We start from the raw sequence: 20,249 nt of genomic DNA on the forward strand, positions 1-20,249 counted from the left end.
AGCAGCACCGGTATCGGAGTCGCCTGTTGCGGCTCCGAGTGATAGTATGGAATTCAACAAGCCAAAGCAAACGGTCGTGGAGGCGACGCGAACCACCAACTACGAAGGTGGAGAAGCGTTCGAGCCTGCCGACCCTCGACTCGCACTGTACAAGCGCACGATCAACCAACTGCTGGAGGACTCGTTCTACGAAACCGATGACGAGCAACTCGCCGCTGTCGTCCGGCGGTTCGACGCCGCGGCTGACGAAGACCCGGAGTTCGTCCTGAAGCTCGCCGCGTACACACGCCAGGAACTCTACCTGCGGGACATCCCACAGGTCCTGCTCGTACTGGCAGCCAACGACGACCGGTTCAAGGACGACTCTCCCGAGTCGCTCATCCGAGAGTGGGCCCCGGATATCATCCAGCGAATGGACGAGACGGCAACCGTGCTCGCTATCCACGACCAGCTGTTCGGCGGGACTGCCCCGTGGCCGCTTCGACGCGGCATCGAAGACGCGCTCGTCTCGATGGCCGACGCCTACACGCTGGGCAAGTACGAGCTGTCGCGGCGTGAGGTGACGCTGCACGACGTGTTTAATCGCGTCCACCCGAAGCCGGTCGACGCCGACCAGGAGGTGCTGTTCGAGCGGTTCATGCGTGGCGATCTTGATGACTATCCCGACGTCGAACCTCTGCCGTCGCCCAACACCTGGGAGACGGTTATCTCCGAGCGCGGCAACACTCGAGACGCGTGGGAGACGCTAATCGAGAGCGAGGAGTACTCGCTGCCGATCTTCGCGTCGATCCGGAACCTCCGGAACATGCTCGAAGCCGGCGTCGACGAGGACACCATCATAGGCCACCTCGACTTGGACGCGGTGCGGCACGCGCCGCTGTATCCGTTCCGGTACTACCAGGCGTACACCGCGCTCCAGTATGCTGACGTTCAGGCATCGGCGGTCGAGCGGTGGCTGGAGGAGGCAATCGCCGTCGCTGTCGAGACGGTGCCTGACGGACTCGGAGACACGTTCGTCGCCGTGGACCTCTCAGGGTCGATGGACATGGCGCTGTCTCAGAACAGCACGCTCAGGCTGAAGGAGATCGGTGCGTTGTTCGGGGCGATCTTGGCCGACCAAGGTGCCGATGTTGGCGGGTTCGGTGACGACCTCCAGGCAGTTCCGATGCACGTGGACACGCCAGTACTGCAGCGTCAAGATGCGGTGCTGGCCATCGACGAGGATGTTGGGAACTCGACGAACGGCTGGAAGGCACTGGAGTATCTCCGTGATCGAGGCGAACCCGTCGAGCGAATCGTCGTCTTCACCGACATGCAGATCTGGGACAGCACGCCATTCACGGCGCGCGATAATCAGACGGTCAAAGCAGCGTTCGATGCGTATCGGAACGAGGTCTCCACCGATACCTCGCTGTATCTCGTCGATCTTGCGTCCTACGGCGACCTCGTGACGCCGGAGGGATATGAGAACGTCTACAACGTCTCCGGTTGGTCGGAGAACGTCCTCGCGTTCATCGAACACGCCGAAAACCCGAAGCAGGTCATCGATCAAATCGACGCGTTCGAGCCTGTATAGCGTGTCCTCTCGTCTTTCTCCGTCAAGCGCGAGTAGTGTAGTTCGGTATCACGCGGTCGTGCCACGACCGAGACGGGCGTTCGAATCGCCCCCCGCGCACTCGGAGCGCAGCTCGTGAATCAGATGGCCCGAGCGACGCTCTTCAACAGAGGTGACATCATGGCACTCACCAGAGACAACGATCTTAAACCGACGACAACTGCTGTCGTTACGATCCGCATCCCATGTGGCGCAGACAGCGATCTCGTCACCGACGCCGAAGAGCGCCTCTCGCGGACCGAGGACATCGATACCGTCACGATTGACGATCTGCACGGTATCGATCCGAAGCTTTCGGCAACGACCATCACTGTCGGCATCACCATTCGTTGGACCACGACAATGACCGATGCGCAGGTGAGGAGACGGCTCGCCGAGGTCCCTGGCCTTGAGTCAATTGAGCGGATCGGATGAGTCGAGTCGGACCGACGGCACGGCCTATCGCGAAACCGTCGCCAGTGCCGAACAGGCCGACGCGATGCTCTCGCTCGCCGACGCAGTCCACCAGTACGTACTGGAGTCCGCCTCTCTGCCACGACTGTGTCTGTCCTGAGTGACCTCTCCGCACCGTCACTCCCCGTCCGGCTCGAGGCCTAAACTAGTGTATACCCATTGCCTCGATTTACTCTTGATATCGGTTTCGAATAGTAACCTCAGTCACCTGCGCAACGTCTGCGACCTCTCTTTGTGTTTTCTTTTCGTTACACAGCAGTGAAGACGCATAGATTGCAGCGGCAGCGTATCCAGTCGGTGATTTTCCTGAGAGCAATCCCTGCTCGGCGGTCACATCAATTATCTCTCGAGCCTTCACTTCGACTTCTTCACTGACGCCGAGGGCAGAGCAAAACCGCGGGACGTACTCTTTTGGATCGACTGGCTTCATTTCGAGGCCGAGTTCCTGTGCGATATATCGATACGTGCGACCGATTTCTTTCTGGTCGACTCGAGACACGTCACTGACTTCTTCTAAACTGCGTGGGATTCCGTCTTGGCGACAGGCTGCATACAGACAACTTGTCGCAACACCTTCGATCGACCGGCCACGGATAAGGTCTTCAGAGAGGGCTCGTCTGTAGATGACAGACGCGACTTCGCGAACAGAACGTGGGACACCAAGCGCACTCGCCATTCGGTCGATTTCGCTCAGTGCAAATTGGAGGTTCCGTTCCCCAGCGTCTTTCGTTCGGATCCGCTCTTGCCATTTCCGGAGCCGATTCATTTGGCTTCGTTTGTCTGCGGACAACGACCGGCCGTATGCGTCCTGATCTTTCCAGTCGATCGATGTCGTCAACCCCTTGTCGTGCATCGTTTGGGTCGTCGGCGCCCCGACACGAGACTTGCTATCGCGTTCGGACTGGTTGAACGCTCGCCACTCTGGTCCCCGATCAATATTGGTTCCTTCGGCGACCAGGCCACAGTCCTCACAGACGAGTTCACCTTGATCCTCACTCTTGACCAGATTGGTTAACCCGCACTCATCACACGTTCGCTCATCTACTGACTCCGCCTGTTGTTCCGGTTCCGATTCCCGTGCACGCTGGCGGGTCAAGCGATCCATGTCGTAGTAGAAGCCGGGCCAACACCATAAGACCTCGTCCTCAATTGAAAGGACGGGCGTGCTTATTTTAAGTCATCAAGGTTGCTCGCTTGGACGACGCCACGGATGAAGGACCGGCGGAAGCGCCGATTACGTCGTCGACCGACGCGTGGGACGGATTCCCCGTCCGTTCTTGAACATCGTAGCGGGCGTCGGTATCGCCCGTGAGTAGCACCTATTCACCGTCGAGGTCTTCAGTCGAGCCAGATGCAGCAGTCTCGAGACGACGCTGACGGCGAATCTCTGCGAAGGCGTCTTTGAGCGTCGCGAGACTATCGATCGCTGTAGCCTCACCCATTATGCCGTCGAGAAGAGCAGCTCGCTCGATCGCTTGGGCATCACCCTCGGTTGTCTCGATCGAGTCGATCAACACTGACCGTTCCTCACTCCACCCACATGCCCAGCAATCTCGGGCGATGATAATCTGCTCGTCTTCGGCGACGGTGAACAGTGTCTCCGCCACTGATGCTGAGAACGGCTGGTCCGGCCCCACCTCCATCGTGACGGGGCCGCCACACGCAGGGCACTCCATAGCTGTCGAGACGGCTGCCGCTGCTTTCAATATATTGGGGGCTGCGTGACCGGTTCACACGGTTCTCGAGGCTCTTGTGACCGTTCGACTCCCGACTGCCGCTCGCGCTTCGCTTCGCTCCGCGCTCGCTCTGTGGATGGTGGGGTGTTTCAGAGAGGGGTACTCCCCTTGATTGTCCCGGAGAGATCGCTTGAAATCGCTTGAACTCGAGATTGAGATTGAACTGGAGGTGGACCTCGAGATACGCTGGACTCGCATGTCGCAGGCAGGAGCATTTGGCCCTCCAGATCCAGAGGCTGGCCTGGCTATCGCACACTGTCTTCCCGTTGTCTCTCGAGGCTGCCTCGAGGTGGGTGGAAGACGCTCAGCTGTCCCACTGGCGTCGCTCGTGCAGTATTTCATCACGCTATGAGGTGGATATCCCTCCTGGTGGACACACCCCGCAGTGTTCATATCTGAGCTGTCTAGACGCAGGGATTTTCCCTTCTCCTCGAGGATGTGGGACACCACCACAGTCTTAGAGACCCTGGCTGGGACTCGAGCTATGACAGTGAGGGGAGTGGCAGGGCTATATACAGTCGATAGTCTACTGCTTAGCACAATTTTCGCACCAAATTTTTTAGCAGCCCCGGTGATCTCTATGTATGGATCCAACTGCTGAACCGTGGGAAATCGCGCGCGATATGACGAGAAAGCAGTATCTAACACTGGCGGCCATTTGGAACAGTGGTGGCGAAGCCAGGACAGCCGATGTCACCTCGAGTTCGGATGCACTCTACAATGAGCTGGTGAACAATCACTTCCAGAAGATGATCGCAGCCGACCTGCTCGAGGAGATCGACGAGGATCGCGATCGAAGATCATCACCGCCGTCACGAGGGTACGGCTATCGGATAACAGACAGAGGTCGAGACGTGCTCTCGGCAGCCCAAGAGGACTACGGAATGAACCCTCTCGAGGAGGGTGTTGTCCGTAACCGTCTTGATGAACTCGATGGACGTCTTCGTGCGGTCGAAGAGGAACTACAGGATACCGACGACCAGGATCAATCAGACGACCTCGAACGGCGTATTGACGATCTTCACGAAGATTTCGAAGCACTGACCCGCGACGTCGAGAGGGTTATCGATATGGTTCGAGCACTCGAGAGAAGTTGAGTGGTACTCGAGGCGGAACAACTCGTGGTTAGACACCAAGCCCAACCCCGAGGAAGAGTAACACCATATAGCCGGCTCCCGCCACGATTCTTCGTATCGGGCCATGTGCGTTCTCGTTTCCACCCACGAAATAGATGAATGCACCAGCGGCGCTCACGACTAACGCGGATACTAGGCTCCATGTGGGGTACATTACAAACGCCATAGCAACGGTACCGATCGCGAACCACCGAACCGCTGCTACGTTGGACTGTGTGAGTAATCCCATGGCTAGATGTTATTTTAACCTTATTCTATTTAATGGTTTATCTGATATTCTGGTGGAAGGTGCACCGGAAGTTGATTCGGGTGGATTGGCTCTGTTGAATCCCTAAATTGATGATGTTTAGACGAACCCCTGTTAAATACAACAAATTGGCATCGTTTCTCCCAAGAGGTTGGTGCTAACCTATCCGATTAATAGGTATGATTGCTGACGTTAATTCCCTCGCAGTTTCAATCATTGTTCTTGAACTCATTCAGAGTACACGGCGGTATGCAGCACTACTCTCGCTGATGTACCGGAGACGAATTTAGATATTAGGTGCCCCTAATACAGAGCAATGATGTTTAACACAGTCATGGAGACTGTCTTAAGGCACTCTACAGTGATACAGCGAGAGTGCCTTAGGGCTTGTCCCTGCGGTACTTCACACACTGGTCCCTGTCGATGGTGATAAACCTATTTCTTCTTGAAGAGATAGCGCAGTCTGTTCACATTGTCTCTGCGGACCCATAGGCGCCTATTCTTGGCAGGTTTCAAAACTATTGAAGGGGGGATTAGACCCCATCGGAAATTCGAACCGATAAACTATTAGTTTAGCCCCATCTAAATCCTCCCATGAATTCCGAACTCAATTCGGATATGAGTCGCCCCACGCGTCGAACTATTTTATCATCGGCGGCTGGGGCTGGGCTGATTGGGTTGGCTGGGTGTATCGGCGACACCGCGTCAGGAGGAGAGAAAAATGATGAGGAATCCTCCGTTGCGGTCGCATCGTTCTTCACGTTCTACGATTTCGCCCGCCAGATCGCGGATGGGACACCTGTCGAAGTCGAGAACCTCGTTCCCGTGGGGATGCACGGCCACGGCTGGGAGCCGGATCCCTCGATTACCCGTGATATCATCGATGCAGATGCATTCCTCCACGTCGGCGAGGACTTTCAACCGTGGGCCGACCGCGCAATTCAGACGGTCCACGACGATGACGCCGACACCCACCTTATCAACGTCCGCGAAGGAATCGACCTGCTCGATCTTGCCAAGACTATTGACGAGGAAGAAGAGGTGGGCGATGGGAAGGACCCGCACTTCTGGCTCAATCCGACCTTGGCAAAACAGGCTGTTGACAACATAGCCGCCGGGCTAGTCGAGGTCGTGCCAGATTCCGAAGCAACACTCGCTGACAACGCTGACACACTCCGGAGCGAACTCGAGGTGATTGACGGGGAGTGGCAAGCAATTTTCGACGCTGCCGAGCGCGATGTCGTCTTCTTGGCTGCGCACAACGCCTTCGAATACATCGGTGACCACTATGGGGCGACCGTTCAGCCGCTCGTCACGAACCTCGCGGCCACCGACGATATTCGCCCGGCGGATATGCGTCGGGCTCGTGAGACGATTGGCGATCATGATATCCGCTATATGGGTGCTGCGGTCTTCGAACCGAGGCGACCTGCCCAGCAACTCCTCGAAGAAACGGATGTCGAGGCGTATTTTCCGGTGACACCATACGCAGGAACAACCGAAGAATGGGCCGATCGCGGCTGGGGATACTTCGAAATCGCTCGGAATATCAACATGCCGACGTTCGAAATAGTCCTCGGGGTTTCCGAACCCGGAGAAACACCGCTCGATGGCGACTGGCGCAACTTCGAATAATGGCTACACCCACACACCTTGTTGACGTTGATGATGTCTCGTTCGGCTACACAGCGAGCCCTGTCGTCCGCGATATCTCGTTCACGATTGCACCCGGTGAATACGTTGGGGTGATTGGACCGAACGGCTCGGGCAAAAGCACTCTCCTCAAATTGATCTTGGGCTTACACAGGACTGACAAGGGAGAGATCAGCCTGCTTGGTCATCCCGCACGCGCGTTTGAGGACCGCGAACGGGTCGGCTACGTCGCTCAAGACGTCACCGAGAACACTAAAGAGATGCCGATCACCGTCAAGGAAGTCGTCCTGATGGGTCGATACCCCCACGCAGGGTTCAGACGGGTTCAGACAGCTGACCGGGAACGGGCGCGTGACGCACTTCAGACAGTAGGTATCAGCCATCTGGCTGATAGACGGATCACTCGATTGTCTGGCGGGCAACGGCAGCGTGCGTACATCGCTCGAGCACTGGCCTCCGAAGCCGAGTTACTCATTCTCGACGAGCCAACTGTCGGTGTCGACGCCGAATCCGTCGAAGTGTTCTTCGAACTGCTCGACCAGCTCAACGACGATGGTATGACGATTCTGTTGGTCGAACACGACATTGGTGCCGTGCTCGAACACACGTCACGGGTGATTTGTCTTAACCGCGAGGTGTATTTCGATGGCTCGCCTGACGAATTCGTCGAGACCGACGCGCTCTCCAGGGCGTATGGGACCAATCTCCATCGCCATGAGGAGGTAAGTGTCTGATGGGGCTCACAGGACCGTCACTGAGTGTGGTGTACGACTTGATGCTCTGGTTGCTCGACCGATGGAGCGACCTCCTCTGGACTATCGGCGACCAACTTGGAATCGAAATGCTCGATTACGCGTTCATGCACCGGGCGTTCCTCGTCGGCATCTTGATCGGCGTGATGGCCCCGTTGATCGGCACGTTCCTTGTTCACCGCCAACTCGCGTTGATCGGTGATGCGCTGGCGCACACTGCCTTCGCGGGAGTTGCAGTCGGACTGTTCGTTAATGCGATCTTAGGAACTGGCATCTCACCGTATCTCACCGCGGTCGTGGTGGCGATGATTGCTGCTCTTTGTATCGAGTTGATTTCGGAAGTGACCGACGCGTACAACGACGTATCGATGGCAATTGTCCTGTCAACCGGTTTCGCGCTCGGCGCCGTGCTCATTAGTCTCAATGCAGGTGGGCTGGCGGTCGGTGTCAATCAGTATCTCTTCGGAAATCTTTCAACGGTGTCGAAGCAGAACGCGATCCTTCTCATCGGATTGTTCACCATTATCGTCCTCGTCGTCGGGATTACGTATAAGCAGCTCGTGTACGTGACGTTTGACGAGACGGCTGCCCGCGTCGCAGGCCTGAACGTCCCATGGTACAACCGGACGATGGCGATGCTGACAGCGATGGTGGTCGTCGGGGCAATGCAGATCATGGGTGTAATCCTCGTCGCAGCGATGCTCGTTGTTCCCGTCGCCGGCGCTACCCAACTCGCCCGTGGATTTCGGGAAGCGTTGCTTGCATCAATCGTACTCGCAGAGATTGCTGTGCTGGTAGGGATCACATTGTCGTATCAGTACGAGATGACCGCTGGCGGGACTATTGTTCTCGTCGCCGTTGCAATCTATATCATCGCAGTACTCATCGGGAAAGCTCGTTCGCATCGAGAGACCGTTGCAGCGACACAACCCATGCCAGAGGAGCAGTCCGCAGACTAACCCATATCCGTGACCGAACCGGTGCGTCGTGGGGTCACAAGTGGGCATTCCGAACGCTCTACGAACAGGTCGAGTACAAAGCCGAATCGGTCGGGATCTCGGTGAAGCAAGTCGGGTCGGCGTACACGTCCAAACGGTGTTCCGGGTGCGGATTCACGGCGGACGAGAATCGGTCGTCGCGTAACGACTTCCAATGCGAGAAGTGCGAGTCGGAAGCGAACGCGGACTACAACGCGGCGAAAAACATCGGATTGCGGTACGTCCGTCGAGGCCAACAGTCGTCTCGGCGGACCGGCGACAGTCAGCTCGCCCTAACGTCTGGAACGGTGACGCCGAACGCCGGATTTACCGGCTACCCCGATGGGTTCGAGGCCGAGTTCACGGACAAGCCCCACCCTCCACGAGCGAGGCCGTCAGGCCGAGCGAAGTAGGGTGGGGTAGTTGACCAAAGCCAGTGGATTACAGAAGAGAATCAAGAGGCATCGGATCGCAGATCACGCTCAGCAAACAGCAACATGCCTTTCCACGTAAACCCGTGCCGTTGCCGTGTTTCGTTGAGCAGTTCGTACTGGCTGGTTTCTGCTTCGTCGCTCTCCGGCTGAGGGATTCCGTCCAATTGCCGCCGTGAATGAATAAGCAGACCGCGCCACGTCATCCCAAATTCATCTTTCAGGTCGTCCAGTGACTCGTACTGGTCAAGCGGCATCTCTACTGAGACGTATCTAGTCTTGTCCCCTTCAGGGACTTCGATGTTGATTGCTTTCTCCGTTTGATCAGCGGACTCTTCGTCACTCATAGCGGAGGCAGGTGATCGCCGTTTGATCAGGAGTCTCAGCTTTGGAGGAGGGGTGTCTCACGTTTGAGTGAGTTTACGCAGTCGTCTTAAACATAGCCGATTCGGAACGATGGTTCTACGACAACAGTTTTATTAGGGGTGTAGTAGTAAGGGCTCACTATAACCTCATTCTAATATTGTACTGGGGCAATATCGGTACAATCGGAATAAGGTTAATCAAACCACTCACAACCATGGGGAATGAGCCATCCGCAGGCGAGACCGAAGCTAGCAAATCGGACCGACCACTGATTTTGAAAGCCCTGTTGTGGGCGCTCTCGGTGAGGGTGAACGGATGCTCGAGATTCCGTTTCGGGACGTGCCTCGAGCAATCAGTGTACGAACGAATAGGCGACCGTTTAGCGCCACTCACAAAAGGACTTCTCGTAATCGTCATCGTAGTCACGGCTGCGAGTCAATCAGCCAGCGCGCAGTACTGTAACGACGGAATCGGATTGTTGATCGCGGACACACAGATTATGCTCTGGCAATTCATTGTCGGCTTGCTGGTCGTGATCGCATTGCTGGGGTTAGTCCTCCGGGCGTTCCCGCTCTTTGCTGGGGCGACAGCGATGGGGAACCTGATGATCGTTGGTGTGATCGTTGGCGTCATCGGATTCGTTTTCATCCTCACGTTCATCGACGTGGCATTCGACTACGTCAGCGGACCGGGCGTCGGTGAAGGGTGCTCGCCGTTCCTCTGAGGGAGTGAAATGGATTTTCGTCGCCTCGTCCAGGTTGTTGCGGTGGTTTTGCTCATCATTACCGTGGTACTACTAACGACCACGGGGGCCGCGGTAGGTGGAGTTGGCCACAGCACCTACTCCCAAGACACTGACAACAGCTCAGATGAACCAGATAGCCGCTGGAACTCCTCTGAGAGCGATACTGATCCGAGTACTGACCCAACAAATGCGTCTACTGATACAGAGGCGAACACAGGCAGTGGGGGTACTGGGGACGGTACTACAGCTTCGGACGGCGTAGATTCACTGAATCCCATAACCGGTGTCCCATCACCTGTAGACGCAATCGCAGCGATCTGGGAATGGGCGAGTGAGCGATTCCACGAGGCGATGGTGTATTTCGTCGATAGCGTCTTCAACAATATGTTGGGGACGCCCACGATCGAAAACGACGGAATCCATGGGATCACCGGAACACCCGTCGACGACGGGAGCGTCTCAGGCGGCATCTACAACGATTTGCACGAATCGGTCTATCTACCGTTCATCATGCCCCTCGTTGGAGGCGTCGTCACCCTGATGGCGTTACTCGTTTTGATCGGGCCGGCGATCTCGGCGTTCACGAAACGACAGATGTTTGCCACGCTTGGTTCGGCGACACTCGCGGTCTTTCTGATCGTCGCTTCGTGGGAGTATGCAGCACTGTTACACGCCTTTTCTGACGCAGTGACACAGTTCTTCCTTCCGAGAGGGGATGAGATCGCTGAATCTGAACGGGCAATGATCAGCGGTCCACTCGCAGTGGTGATCGGTCTCTATTTCCAGGGCTGGATTGCTGGAATCGCTCTCCTCACGATACACACGGTTCGACATATGCTCCTCTACATCGCACCGATCATGCTCCCGGTTTTGATTTTACTCGCTTACTGGGGCGGGAACCGACGCGTGAAACAGGTCGGCTCCGTTTTCATCTGGCAGTACTACGCCCTGCTGGTATGGAATTGGCCGACCGCACTGCTGCTTCGGGTAGCCTACGAACTCAACTGGACGTTCCACGATGTCGAGGTAATCAACCTCGGAATGACGATGGCGGTGTTCTTTATCGCACTGGTAGTACCGCTTGCAATCAGTGGTTCGTTTACGCTGATCGGCATCTCGATGCAAGGTGCAGCGGTTGCGACTGCGACCAGCGCAGTCGGCAGTGCTCGAACGGCCGCTCCTGCAGTTACGAGCGGCAGATATTCACGTGCCCGCAGTGCAGTGGGTCGGCTCAAACGCGGTGGTACGTACGCAGGCATTTCTACAACGGACCGAGCGAGAGCAGTATACGAGCGGTCGCGATGGAGGAGTTCGTCAACAGCGACCGCACATCCACGTTCGAGTAAACCGAAGAACTGGAACCCGAACAACAAGATCGGCGACGGGCCCACGATCACGTCCTCGAAATCGCAGAGACGTCGATCCAGATCGCTCTCACCGACTCAACGTCGGCGCGCAGTTCGATCCCGAGTGCGCCAGAACAGAAGCGAGTAATACACTATGAGCAATGCGTCTACAGACGACTCGAACGGAACTGATTTCAAAGTATTCGGCGGCGTCTCGGGCGATCAGGTGATTCTGGGAGTTAGCAAACTCGAAATCGGAGCGGCACTGCTTCCGACAGCGGTGATCTGGTTCGTGACTCGACAGGCGGTCCCACCGGGGACTCGGCTTCCCTTCTACCTGCTCGCATTCGCCTGGGCGGTAATCGGTCTGGGGTTCATCAGCGCAAAGGAACCCTGGCAGTCGGCACTCGAGTACACTGAGACCATCGTTCGCTTCGCAACCCAACAAGAGATCATGCTATACGATAGATACCCAGAGCGGTCAGGCATCGAACAGCCGGAAAACGATTCACTCTTCGGTCGGCTTGCCCCCCTTCCTGGACTCGAGGCGATCCCGTTTATCGGCGGCTCTGGAAGTCCGGAGGACAAGTCCGAGGACCGCCCGCTTCGCTCACAGGATATCGTCCAGTTCGAACGCGCATACAGCGGCACTCCAGCCCTTGAAACCGACAGCGGAACCGTTGTTGGAGCGATAGCAGTGTCGCCTGCAAACATGGTCACGGCGAGCGACGACGCCTGGAAGCGTCAATCAGAACTCTACGCGAAGGTCCTGAACACCGCCCTTTCGGGGAGCATCCAAATCTCCGAGTATATGCGCATGGTTGATTACACCCCACGGATCGAACGCTACCACCAGCGTCACGAGACGATCATCGCAACTGGTGATGGAATGGCGCCACCCGGCGAAATCTCCTACGAGGACCTGCCGTTCGGGATGCAGGTTCACGCTGACCTCTGTCAGGAGCGATCGGACGTCGTTTCAATGTATGACCTGAGCACGTTGGTCGTCGATCCCTATGTGATTGCAGAGGTCAAACCATCCGATGTCGTCTCGAGCGATGATGTCGATGGTGGCCTGACTTCGATTCCGTTTATCGGCCGGCTGTACACGAACTTCAAAGTCCATCAACTGCGAAAGTCCGGTGAGCACGTCCCCGAGATGATCGATCTGCTCGAGGATCGTCTCGAGACGCTCACCGAGGCAATCCGGCGGCTTGACGGCGTCAAAGCGAACGGAATTCCCAGTGAACGTCTCGCACAGGTCGCAGCCGACCACTACCAGAGTGCAAACGTCTACGCACACGCAGACTACACCTCACTTGTCCGTCAAAACCCGGTACCGGTGCCGAAAGCGGCGTCCGGCTCGACGCTAGATCCAATGTCGGACGCTGATTACGCGAGTGATCCCGAATACGAACTAACGTACGCCCACCTCGACGCTGAAGCCGAGCGTAATCCAACGGCGACACTCTCGAGGTCCCACTCGAGGCTCGCGACTGCCGAAAAGCATGTCGAATTCGCAGTCTCGAGAGGTAAGCGAACCTCTGAAAGACTACCATCAGACACAGCTGAGTCGGCGGAAACCACCGCTCAGACGTCGGAGAGCGCACCTGGCTGTGACGAGACACTCACTCGAAAAGGGACCTCGTGGGGCGACGGATTTCCAGCGAATTCACCAGGTGTAGCCGACATCGCAACGACCAACGAAGAACTCGACGACCAGTTTCAATCACTGCTCGCGCCAGAATCGTTCGATCGGAGTAACAGCTCCTTCGTCACGATCGACGGCAAGATTCACTCAGCCACGATGTTCATCTCGAGCTGGCCGAAAGATCCACCGCAAGGCATCCTCGAGACCGTCCTCCAGTTCGACGACGCAGAGGTCGCGACGAACGTTTCAACGCACATCGACGTCCTCGATCAGGAAAAGGCCGAACGCGAACTCGCGGATCTCGAGGACGCTCTGGAGGATAAAGCCGAGCGCGTAGAGAACTCGAAACTCTCGATGTTTGGTGAGCGGTACCGCGAGAACCAACAGGAGGCCAAATCGATGCTGCAATCGTTCCTCGCAAGCGGCCACGATATGTTTGAAGCCCAGACCTATATCGAAGTACAGTCTCGAGACCCCGCGGCGATCGAACGGGCGATTCGGAGCATTCGCTCGAAGCTGGCCGACGAGGGCGCCGACATAACCGTCCTTCACAGAAACCATGATCGAGGCCACCAGACGGTCGCACCGGCCTGCCAGGATAAGATCGGACAGAAGGTCCGGATGCGAGCCGACGGCCTTGCAACGACGAACGCCTGGACGACAAAGAACCTGTACGATCCCACCGGCATCGAGATCGGTGAAAACATGGCGACAAACGAACCGCTGTCCGTCGACATCTACAAACGCGACGCCGGATACAACTGGATGATCGTCGGTAAAACGGGGGCCGGGAAGACCGTCACCTCGAGCGAAGTGCTGTGGCGCCAGAAAACGACCAATCCCGAGATGTTCATGGCGGTGATCGACCCGCTTCAGGAGTTTGCGAACCTCCAGGAAATTTTTGAGGGAGAACGTATCGTGGTCGGATCGACGCACCTCAACCCGTTCGAAATCTCCCCAACGCCCGAAGACAAACTCGACGTCATCGGTTGGGACGCCCCCTACACCGGCTGGCTCGACTCCAACCTCGACTTCCTAGAGCTGTACTACAACATCCAGAACTTCGATTTCTCGACGAAACGGGCCGTCTGGAGTCAGGGAATCCGTATCGCCGGAGAGCGGATGGGGGTCGAGAAGGATCCCAAGACCCATGATCCAGAGTATCGCCGCCAAAGCGGCTACGATGGCGACCCGCCAACCGTCCTCGACGTCGTTGACGTAATCAGAGAAATGGCCCACGACGCAGGTCCGTTCGTCGACGATATGAGCAACGAGACGATGGTGGCTGAGCGAGAGGAGAAGGCAATCGATATCATCAACAACCAGGTGGAGCCGTTCAAGGAGGGTGGCCACTTCGAGCACCTGGCCCATCAGACCGAGATTGACCTCTCGGATACCGACTTCGTCTGGGCAGACTTGCAACTGAAAGAAGGCGACGAAGAGGGCGGCGGGCTGATGATGCACCTACTGCTTGACTTGCTGTACAACGAGGTCAAGTCCCGGCCAGAGCGGGGGATGATCTTCTGTGACGAGTTCCACTACCTCCTGCGCGACGACATGACCGTCAAGAGCCTCTCACAGAAGTACCGCCATCATCGCCACTGGGATCTCTCGATCGGTGCCGGCACGCAGTCACACAAGGACTTCTTCGGGACTGACAGTGAGGGCAACGTCCACATGACTGACAACGCCGAGACGATGTTTGAACTCTCCTCGATGGAAATCTACCAGTTCGTCGAAGGCATGAACGCGAAATGGGCCGAGAAGCTCGGTCTCTCTGAGCAGGAAGGTGAGATCATCAGTGGGCTCCAGAAAGGCAACCAGGCCGACGGCTTCTCTGAAGCACTGCTCCGTATCGACGACGAGGGTTGCTTCCCAGCTCGTGTGCGGATGGACCGCGAGATGAACCCCCGCGAGTCGATCGCGTTGATGTACGATCCGTCGACTCACGGTGAGGACTACCGCGAGTATCTCTTGAAACACGATGATGTCTGTGATTGGAGGTGGTCCTGATGAGCCTCGGAAAACGGGCGCTTGGATCGACGAAGCGAAAACTCGGGATTGGCTCCGACTACGGATCACTCGAACTCACTGCCGAAACGATCGATACGCTGTACGAGGCTACGCCACCGCAACACTCTGTATCGATCCAACCCAACAAGGACGGCGGTGGAATCACAAATGCAATCGATCTGCTTACGGCCGTCCACACGGCTGGATCGAGCGGACTCCCACTGATTGGCTCGAGTTCGGCACCGACTCACGCCTTCGAGATGCGGAACATCAACGGTCGAATCGGCTTCCAGTACGTGATGGGCACAGAAAAGGCACGGAAGCAGATAGAGCGCCAACTCGAGACCTTTTACCCGGACGCCCACGTCGACGTCAGTGAGCACCCCCATCCAGGGCTTCTCCCGCTCGAGGAGAGTAAGTACGCCGCCGCTGCCGTCCTTCGGCTTCGGAAGCGAGAGAACGGAAAGCATCTCTACCCGATTCGGCATATGGATATCGAGGGTTTCGAGAACGATCCATACGGCTCGATCACGGCAGAGATGATCGGCGAGCGGGAGTCTGATACTGTCACGGATATCGCCGTCCAAACCGTTTTTGAACCGGCATCAGTGGATTGGTGGAAGGGCGGCCTATTCGGGACGTCGATTGATGACGTCGCTGACGAGCTAAAGAGTCCGACCAAGGAGTTCGGACTCGTTGACGCACTCAAGTACGAAGCGTTTCCAGAGGATAACACACTGGAGGGCGAACAGCGCGAAGCATCTGAGAAGGATCGAAAGGCGTCGAAGATCGTTCGTGAACAGCGTGGCGAGAAGGGATTCTGGCTGAACCTTCGTGTACTTGCGGTGTCTGACGACTCGGATGCGGCGATCAACCGTGTCGAGGAAACAGCACAGATGTTCGACGGCTACTACGAGTCGGCAACTGAGCAGGGTTTCGAGATCGTTCCACAGCGGGGCGTAAATCTCGAGAAAACTCTCCGACGAGCGTTCGGTCGTAACCGTACTAACCGGAAGATAGTCATGGGGGTTCGCGCCGCTGCGGGCCTGATGCATATTCCGAACGAGTCGATCAACACTCAAGACGTCGACTGGTCGCTCACTTCCCATGCCGGAGACGTCCCTGCTGATGCGACCCGGTTCTCTGAATGGCACAATGCGAATGTCGTCAACTGGGAACCAGAACAGCGTTCGCAACAATCCGATGATAACTGGCAGTACGCAGTCCCCTCAACGTGGGGGGACAACCACGGAAACAGTGCTGAGACGATGCCAGAAGTAGAGACGGTTGATCGCAAGGAACCGGAGGCGACTCCATGAGCTTGAATCCGTTTTCTGATTCAGAGACGCCAGATGAGATTGAAAAATTCGGTGCGCGGATCGAAGGTGAGGACGATCCCTCGAAACCAGTCTTGATAAATGGAAAAGAATGGCTGATCAACCGCTACGATCCGGTCGAAGAGGAGGTCGAGTCTTTCGCCGGAGCCTGGCCTCGAGCGATGATCGAGAACGCGAAAGCCGAACCAGAACAGCCGCTGTGGATCGGTGTCTCCGAGGGCACGGGCAGAGAGGTTCCGATCGAATTCAACCGGCTGTTCCGGCATGTCTTCTACGGTGGGTCGACGGGGACCGGAAAGACGACGAAAATGTACAACGACGCCGTAGCGCTAATGTACGCCGGCCACGGGATCACGATAATCGATCCTAAAGGGGATGACATTTATGACTTGCTTCGTCGGGTCCCTCGTAACCGCTGGGACGACGTGATCTACATTGCACCGGGCGACGACTACATGGACCGAACAATCGGATTCAACCTCTTCGAGACGTTCCACGAGCCCGATGAGCCGGGATTCGACGAAGAGATCGAAGGCATCGTTGACGACTTCAAGAACCTAATCGCAGCCGGCGAGTACTGGGGGCCTCGAATGGATCGGATCATGAAGACGATGGTCCGTGGAATGGTTCGCCATCCGCGTGACTTCACACCGATCGAGATGTACTATACGCTCCTCGAGGAAGAAAACAGAGCCGAGTACGCGAATCTGATCGGTGATCAAATCGACGACGATGACATCCTTTTTCTCGAGGGATTCACCCGACGGATCGCCGACGAACTCGGTGATAGCGAACTCGATCCGCTGATCGGTCGGCTCAAAGACTGGGTCGAGAACCCGATGACTCGACAGATTATCGCCCAGCGCGAGTCGAACGTCTCGATCGCCGAAGCAGTCAATGAAGGCAAGGTCGTCATCGTCAAGAACAATCTGCCGGACGAAGCCCAGACCATGGTTGCAACAGCTGTTATGCGACGGATCTGGACCTGTGTCACCGACCGTGTTTCCGAGTCTGAACGGAAAGTCCGAGAACTTGCTGGCGTCGACGATCTCGGTGCCGAGTACGATCCGTACTTCTTGATGATTGATGAGTGCGACGACGTTCTTACTGATGCATCACAGATCGATAAGATGCTCACGAAGGCCCGGTCGAAACGTTTGGGGTTGATGCTTGCCTCGCAGACGCTCCACCAACTTGACGAAAGTGCCCAACAGGCTATCCTCTCGAATTGTAACACGCTCGTCTCACTGAATCCACTACTTCCCGACGAAGCACACGCTCTCGCAAAGCGGTTCGGTGGCAAGAACGCAGAAGATCTCACGCAGATCCCCGACTATCACGCCCAGACGAAACTGCGTCACGAGGACGACAGCTTCATGGCAAAACTCACGCCGCCGTATCCTCCCCTACATTCGATTGAAGACGCGTTCGAGTTGATCCAGCAGTCGATTGGTGACTATGGTGTCGAACGTCAGTCTGGACGTGAGATCCTGGACGGAATGTTCTTTGCTGATACCACACAGTCCGCGGGTGCAAAAGCAGTTGGTCTCGAGAACACGGAACACAGCATTGACGAACCGATGGAGGTTGCAGACACGGAGACGGCACGTACTGCGGTAAAGGCGATCTACGATGCGACAATTCGGGCTGGCGAAGGGGTCTCGAGCGTGCCGACTTCAGATGCGAGAGAGCACGTTATGGATGCGACTGGACTCGGTCCGACACCGGCGTCAAATATGATCGAACGACTCGAGTCGGTTGGCGCAATTACCCAACGCAGTACTGCGGATGGTCTCGAGGTATCGGTCACCCCCGACGGACGCGAGACGATTGGTCTCCAGACCGGCAGCGGTGGCTCTGGTGGCTCCGACGAGCACCGCTACATGCTCCGGCAGGTCTACGAGTGGGGGACCTGCCTTGGCTACAGTATGGAGTTACCAACACAGGATGGCGACGAGCTCCCCGATGCTGTCGGGAAAATCCCTCCAGACGTCCTCCCACCCAGTGGGTTTGATGAGCTCGCAGACGACGAGCGTGAGCAACTACTTCGAGCACGCATCGAAAACGAGTACGAGGAGATTTTGGACCTCTCAGGGACGGAGACGCTGTACATTGAGGTTGAATCGAAGGGACTGACGAAACCGGGTGGTCCGATCAAGAACGCGGCGAAAGCACCAAGCCCGGATCAGTTGCTTTTCGTCGTCGGAGACGGGGGTTCGGACGGTCTGACTAAGAACGCCAGGCGCCTCGCGAAGATCTTCGGTGTGGATGCCACCGATTCGTACGTCTCCTCGAGAACGCCGACCGATGCCTCACGGAAGTTCTACACTCGTAATCGCATTACGATGAATCCCACATCGGTCGAACGGGAGCCAGATCGATTCGCCGTCGTTCCGGGCACTGTCTCGACCGAGTGGATCGAACGTCCCGGCGGAGGAATCATCTGCCGCGAACGTGGGGGTGGTGAGACGTTTATCCGATTTAGCGACGTCGAGGCGTTCCGTGAGCGAGAATCATCTGACGCCCCAGCCACAGCTTACTACGATGTCGACCGCGAAGGGTACGCCGTCGAGATGGATGGCGACCTCGAACGAGTGTACGGTTCGAAGAACAAGCTCACAGACGATTGGTCTTGGGTCTACGAACCGCTCGTCCCTGAAACCATGTTCGACGACCACGGCCACGACGAGATTCCCGAACCCGAAGCGTTCCGGATTGCGATTGTACCGAACGACGATCGCGATGTCGACGACGGCCTGTTGATGTACGACGTAACGGCCGATGAGGTGGACACTGTCTGCGAGTCGATCAAAGAGTCATCGGATACTGAGGTAGTATGTTCCGAGGACACCGACAGCGAGAGTCTCGCTGACGCTGATGAGATTGATAATAACGATTCCCACAGTCTCGCGGAAGCCAGAGCAGTCGCCGGGAAGGTAGATCCGACCACTTCTGAAGACGATAATCTCGACGAGAAGATCGATTACCAAGACGGCGCCGAGGGCGACGAGTTCGAAATCGCAAGGCGGTAGCGGGAGCTAGCTTACGCTGTGAGGGTTATGTAAGGCGGCGCAGGGCCTAAAACCTCGCCGTTCACGGCGGGGATACAGCGCCCGTCATCGTCTACTTTCACTGTGCGCTGAAGGTTCACATCCCACCGCATCGTTTGGGTGGATGTGCGTGGAAAACTGGCAGTTGACTCGGTGTTTGCCTCACCACAATGTAAGCCGACCACGCCGACTGTCGTTAAACAATCAGGCAACTCGAAGCCCCCTCGTGGGTACGAGTACCGGCTTCGTGGCAAAGCCAGTGGTCGACAGTCCACGAACCTTAAATTCCCAACCATCCGAATCGACGGGAGTAACATAGGAACCTCGGGAAGCGTCGCCCTTCAGGGCGGCGAGGATGTCACCACGTTGGAGGCAGCGAGTTGCCCGCCTCGAGATGGTCGTACCGGATGAACGAAATGAGTGTGATTGTCACACTGACATCTGGGCAAATAGTTATCATGTCGTAGGCACAGAGAGTCCCATCTTTAATCAGCGAGGGAACCCCGGCCTTTAGGCCGGGTGGGGAATCGCATCACTTGATTACACAGTCCACCGATCAGTCGCCCCTCTCGGAATCCAACTGCTCTTGCGCGTAGAGCATCATTCCCTTCCAGGTCAGTCCGTAGCGCTTCTTTGTCTCTTTCAACTGCTCGTACTGGTCGCCGTCTACCTCGAAATTGATGTTTGGCATTACTCATGCTTTTCACTCCGGCACACTTATGTTTGTCTAACATTTATCTA

Annotated in this window: 17 protein-coding genes, 1 tRNA gene and 1 pseudogene; 14 read left to right on the forward strand and 5 right to left on the reverse strand. The window is 56.6% G+C overall.

The genetic code is table 11. The annotated features are described in order from the left end of the window. Nucleotides 1-46 precede the first annotated feature (46 nt). The 4 genes from AC6I6S_RS16710 (at nt 47) to AC6I6S_RS16725 (ending at nt 2,168) form a co-directional block, all read left to right on the forward strand. The gene (locus AC6I6S_RS16710) at nt 47-1,576 is read left to right on the forward strand and encodes a TROVE domain-containing protein (RefSeq protein WP_497951731.1); all 1,530 of its coding nucleotides are present in this window, start codon (nt 47-49) and stop codon (nt 1,574-1,576) included. 26 nt (nt 1,577-1,602) lie between these two features. Next, nucleotides 1,603-1,675, forward strand: a tRNA-Gly gene (locus AC6I6S_RS16715). Between the two features lie 60 nt (nt 1,676-1,735). Then, nucleotides 1,736-2,029, forward strand: a complete 294-nt coding sequence (locus tag AC6I6S_RS16720) for a hypothetical protein (RefSeq protein ID WP_497951732.1) — start codon at nt 1,736-1,738, stop codon at nt 2,027-2,029. A gap of 64 nt (nt 2,030-2,093) precedes the next feature. Further along, complete coding sequence (locus AC6I6S_RS16725) at nt 2,094-2,168, forward strand: hypothetical protein (RefSeq protein WP_497951966.1); 75 nt, start codon at nt 2,094-2,096, stop codon at nt 2,166-2,168. Nucleotides 2,169-2,237: 69 nt separating this feature from the next. Here the strand turns inward: AC6I6S_RS16725 and AC6I6S_RS16730 are convergent, their stop codons facing one another. From AC6I6S_RS16730 to AC6I6S_RS16740, 3 genes are all read right to left on the reverse strand, one after another. Further along, entirely contained in the window at nt 2,238-3,173 is a 936-nt protein-coding gene (locus tag AC6I6S_RS16730) for a transcription initiation factor IIB (RefSeq protein ID WP_497951733.1), read from the reverse strand. 67 nt (nt 3,174-3,240) lie between these two features. Continuing rightward, nucleotides 3,241-3,387 (reverse strand): DUF8158 family protein, encoded by a 147-nt coding sequence (locus AC6I6S_RS16735; RefSeq protein ID WP_497951735.1) that lies wholly within the window; start codon nt 3,385-3,387, stop codon nt 3,241-3,243. After that, on the reverse strand, nt 3,388-3,744 hold the full coding sequence (locus tag AC6I6S_RS16740; RefSeq protein ID WP_497951736.1) for a DUF8105 family protein: 357 nt from the start codon (nt 3,742-3,744) through the stop codon (nt 3,388-3,390). Nucleotides 3,745-4,388: 644 nt separating this feature from the next. Between AC6I6S_RS16740 and AC6I6S_RS16745 the strand changes: the two genes are divergently transcribed. The 5 genes and pseudogenes from AC6I6S_RS16745 to AC6I6S_RS16765 all read left to right on the forward strand — a co-directional run. Next, nucleotides 4,389-4,901: a hypothetical protein gene (locus AC6I6S_RS16745; protein ID WP_497951737.1), complete on the forward strand. Its 513-nt coding sequence runs from the start codon at nt 4,389-4,391 to the stop codon at nt 4,899-4,901. An 880-nt stretch (nt 4,902-5,781) separates the two neighbouring features. Then, nucleotides 5,782-6,822 carry a metal ABC transporter substrate-binding protein gene (locus AC6I6S_RS16750; protein WP_497951739.1) on the forward strand — a complete coding sequence of 347 codons (1,041 nt, stop codon included), beginning with the start codon at nt 5,782-5,784 and terminating at the stop codon, nt 6,820-6,822. Then, nucleotides 6,822-7,574 carry a metal ABC transporter ATP-binding protein gene (locus AC6I6S_RS16755; protein WP_497951740.1) on the forward strand — a complete coding sequence of 251 codons (753 nt, stop codon included), beginning with the start codon at nt 6,822-6,824 and terminating at the stop codon, nt 7,572-7,574. Before AC6I6S_RS16750 ends, AC6I6S_RS16755 begins: the two co-directional genes overlap by 1 nt. Further along, nucleotides 7,574-8,551, forward strand: a complete 978-nt coding sequence (locus AC6I6S_RS16760; protein WP_497951741.1) for a metal ABC transporter permease — start codon at nt 7,574-7,576, stop codon at nt 8,549-8,551. The genes AC6I6S_RS16755 and AC6I6S_RS16760 overlap by 1 nt, the downstream gene beginning before the upstream one ends. Continuing rightward, nucleotides 8,542-8,982 (forward strand): annotated as a pseudogene (locus AC6I6S_RS16765) (zinc ribbon domain-containing protein); the annotation flags it as partial. The gene AC6I6S_RS16760 and the pseudogene AC6I6S_RS16765, both read left to right, overlap by 10 nt. A 41-nt stretch (nt 8,983-9,023) precedes the next feature. Here AC6I6S_RS16765 and AC6I6S_RS16770 read toward each other — a convergent pair. Continuing rightward, on the reverse strand, nt 9,024-9,347 hold the full coding sequence (locus tag AC6I6S_RS16770; protein WP_497951743.1) for a hypothetical protein: 324 nt from the start codon (nt 9,345-9,347) through the stop codon (nt 9,024-9,026). 518 nt (nt 9,348-9,865) lie between these two features. Here AC6I6S_RS16770 and AC6I6S_RS16775 point away from each other — a divergent pair. The 5 genes from AC6I6S_RS16775 to AC6I6S_RS16795 are packed head-to-tail and all read left to right on the forward strand — an operon-like array spanning nt 9,866 to nt 19,490. Continuing rightward, on the forward strand, nt 9,866-10,090 hold the full coding sequence (locus AC6I6S_RS16775; RefSeq protein ID WP_497951745.1) for a hypothetical protein: 225 nt from the start codon (nt 9,866-9,868) through the stop codon (nt 10,088-10,090). Nucleotides 10,091-10,132: 42 nt separating this feature from the next. Then, nucleotides 10,133-11,605: a TrbL/VirB6 family protein gene (locus AC6I6S_RS16780; RefSeq protein WP_497951746.1), complete on the forward strand. Its 1,473-nt coding sequence runs from the start codon at nt 10,133-10,135 to the stop codon at nt 11,603-11,605. A 6-nt stretch (nt 11,606-11,611) separates the two neighbouring features. Then, nucleotides 11,612-15,121: a VirB4 family type IV secretion system protein gene (locus AC6I6S_RS16785; protein ID WP_497951747.1), complete on the forward strand. Its 3,510-nt coding sequence runs from the start codon at nt 11,612-11,614 to the stop codon at nt 15,119-15,121. Then, nucleotides 15,121-16,440 (forward strand): DUF8128 domain-containing protein, encoded by a 1,320-nt coding sequence (locus AC6I6S_RS16790; RefSeq protein WP_497951749.1) that lies wholly within the window; start codon nt 15,121-15,123, stop codon nt 16,438-16,440. The genes AC6I6S_RS16785 and AC6I6S_RS16790 overlap by 1 nt, the downstream gene beginning before the upstream one ends. Next, complete coding sequence (locus tag AC6I6S_RS16795) at nt 16,437-19,490, forward strand: type IV secretory system conjugative DNA transfer family protein (RefSeq protein ID WP_497951750.1); 3,054 nt, start codon at nt 16,437-16,439, stop codon at nt 19,488-19,490. The genes AC6I6S_RS16790 and AC6I6S_RS16795 overlap by 4 nt, the downstream gene beginning before the upstream one ends. A 574-nt stretch (nt 19,491-20,064) precedes the next feature. On the opposite strand, the gene AC6I6S_RS16800 is transcribed toward AC6I6S_RS16795, so the two are convergent. Next, nucleotides 20,065-20,199, reverse strand: a complete 135-nt coding sequence (locus tag AC6I6S_RS16800; RefSeq protein WP_497951751.1) for a hypothetical protein — start codon at nt 20,197-20,199, stop codon at nt 20,065-20,067. Nucleotides 20,200-20,249: the final 50 nt, after the last annotated feature.

It is taken from the genome of Natrononativus sp. DTA114 (assembly GCF_059736515.1).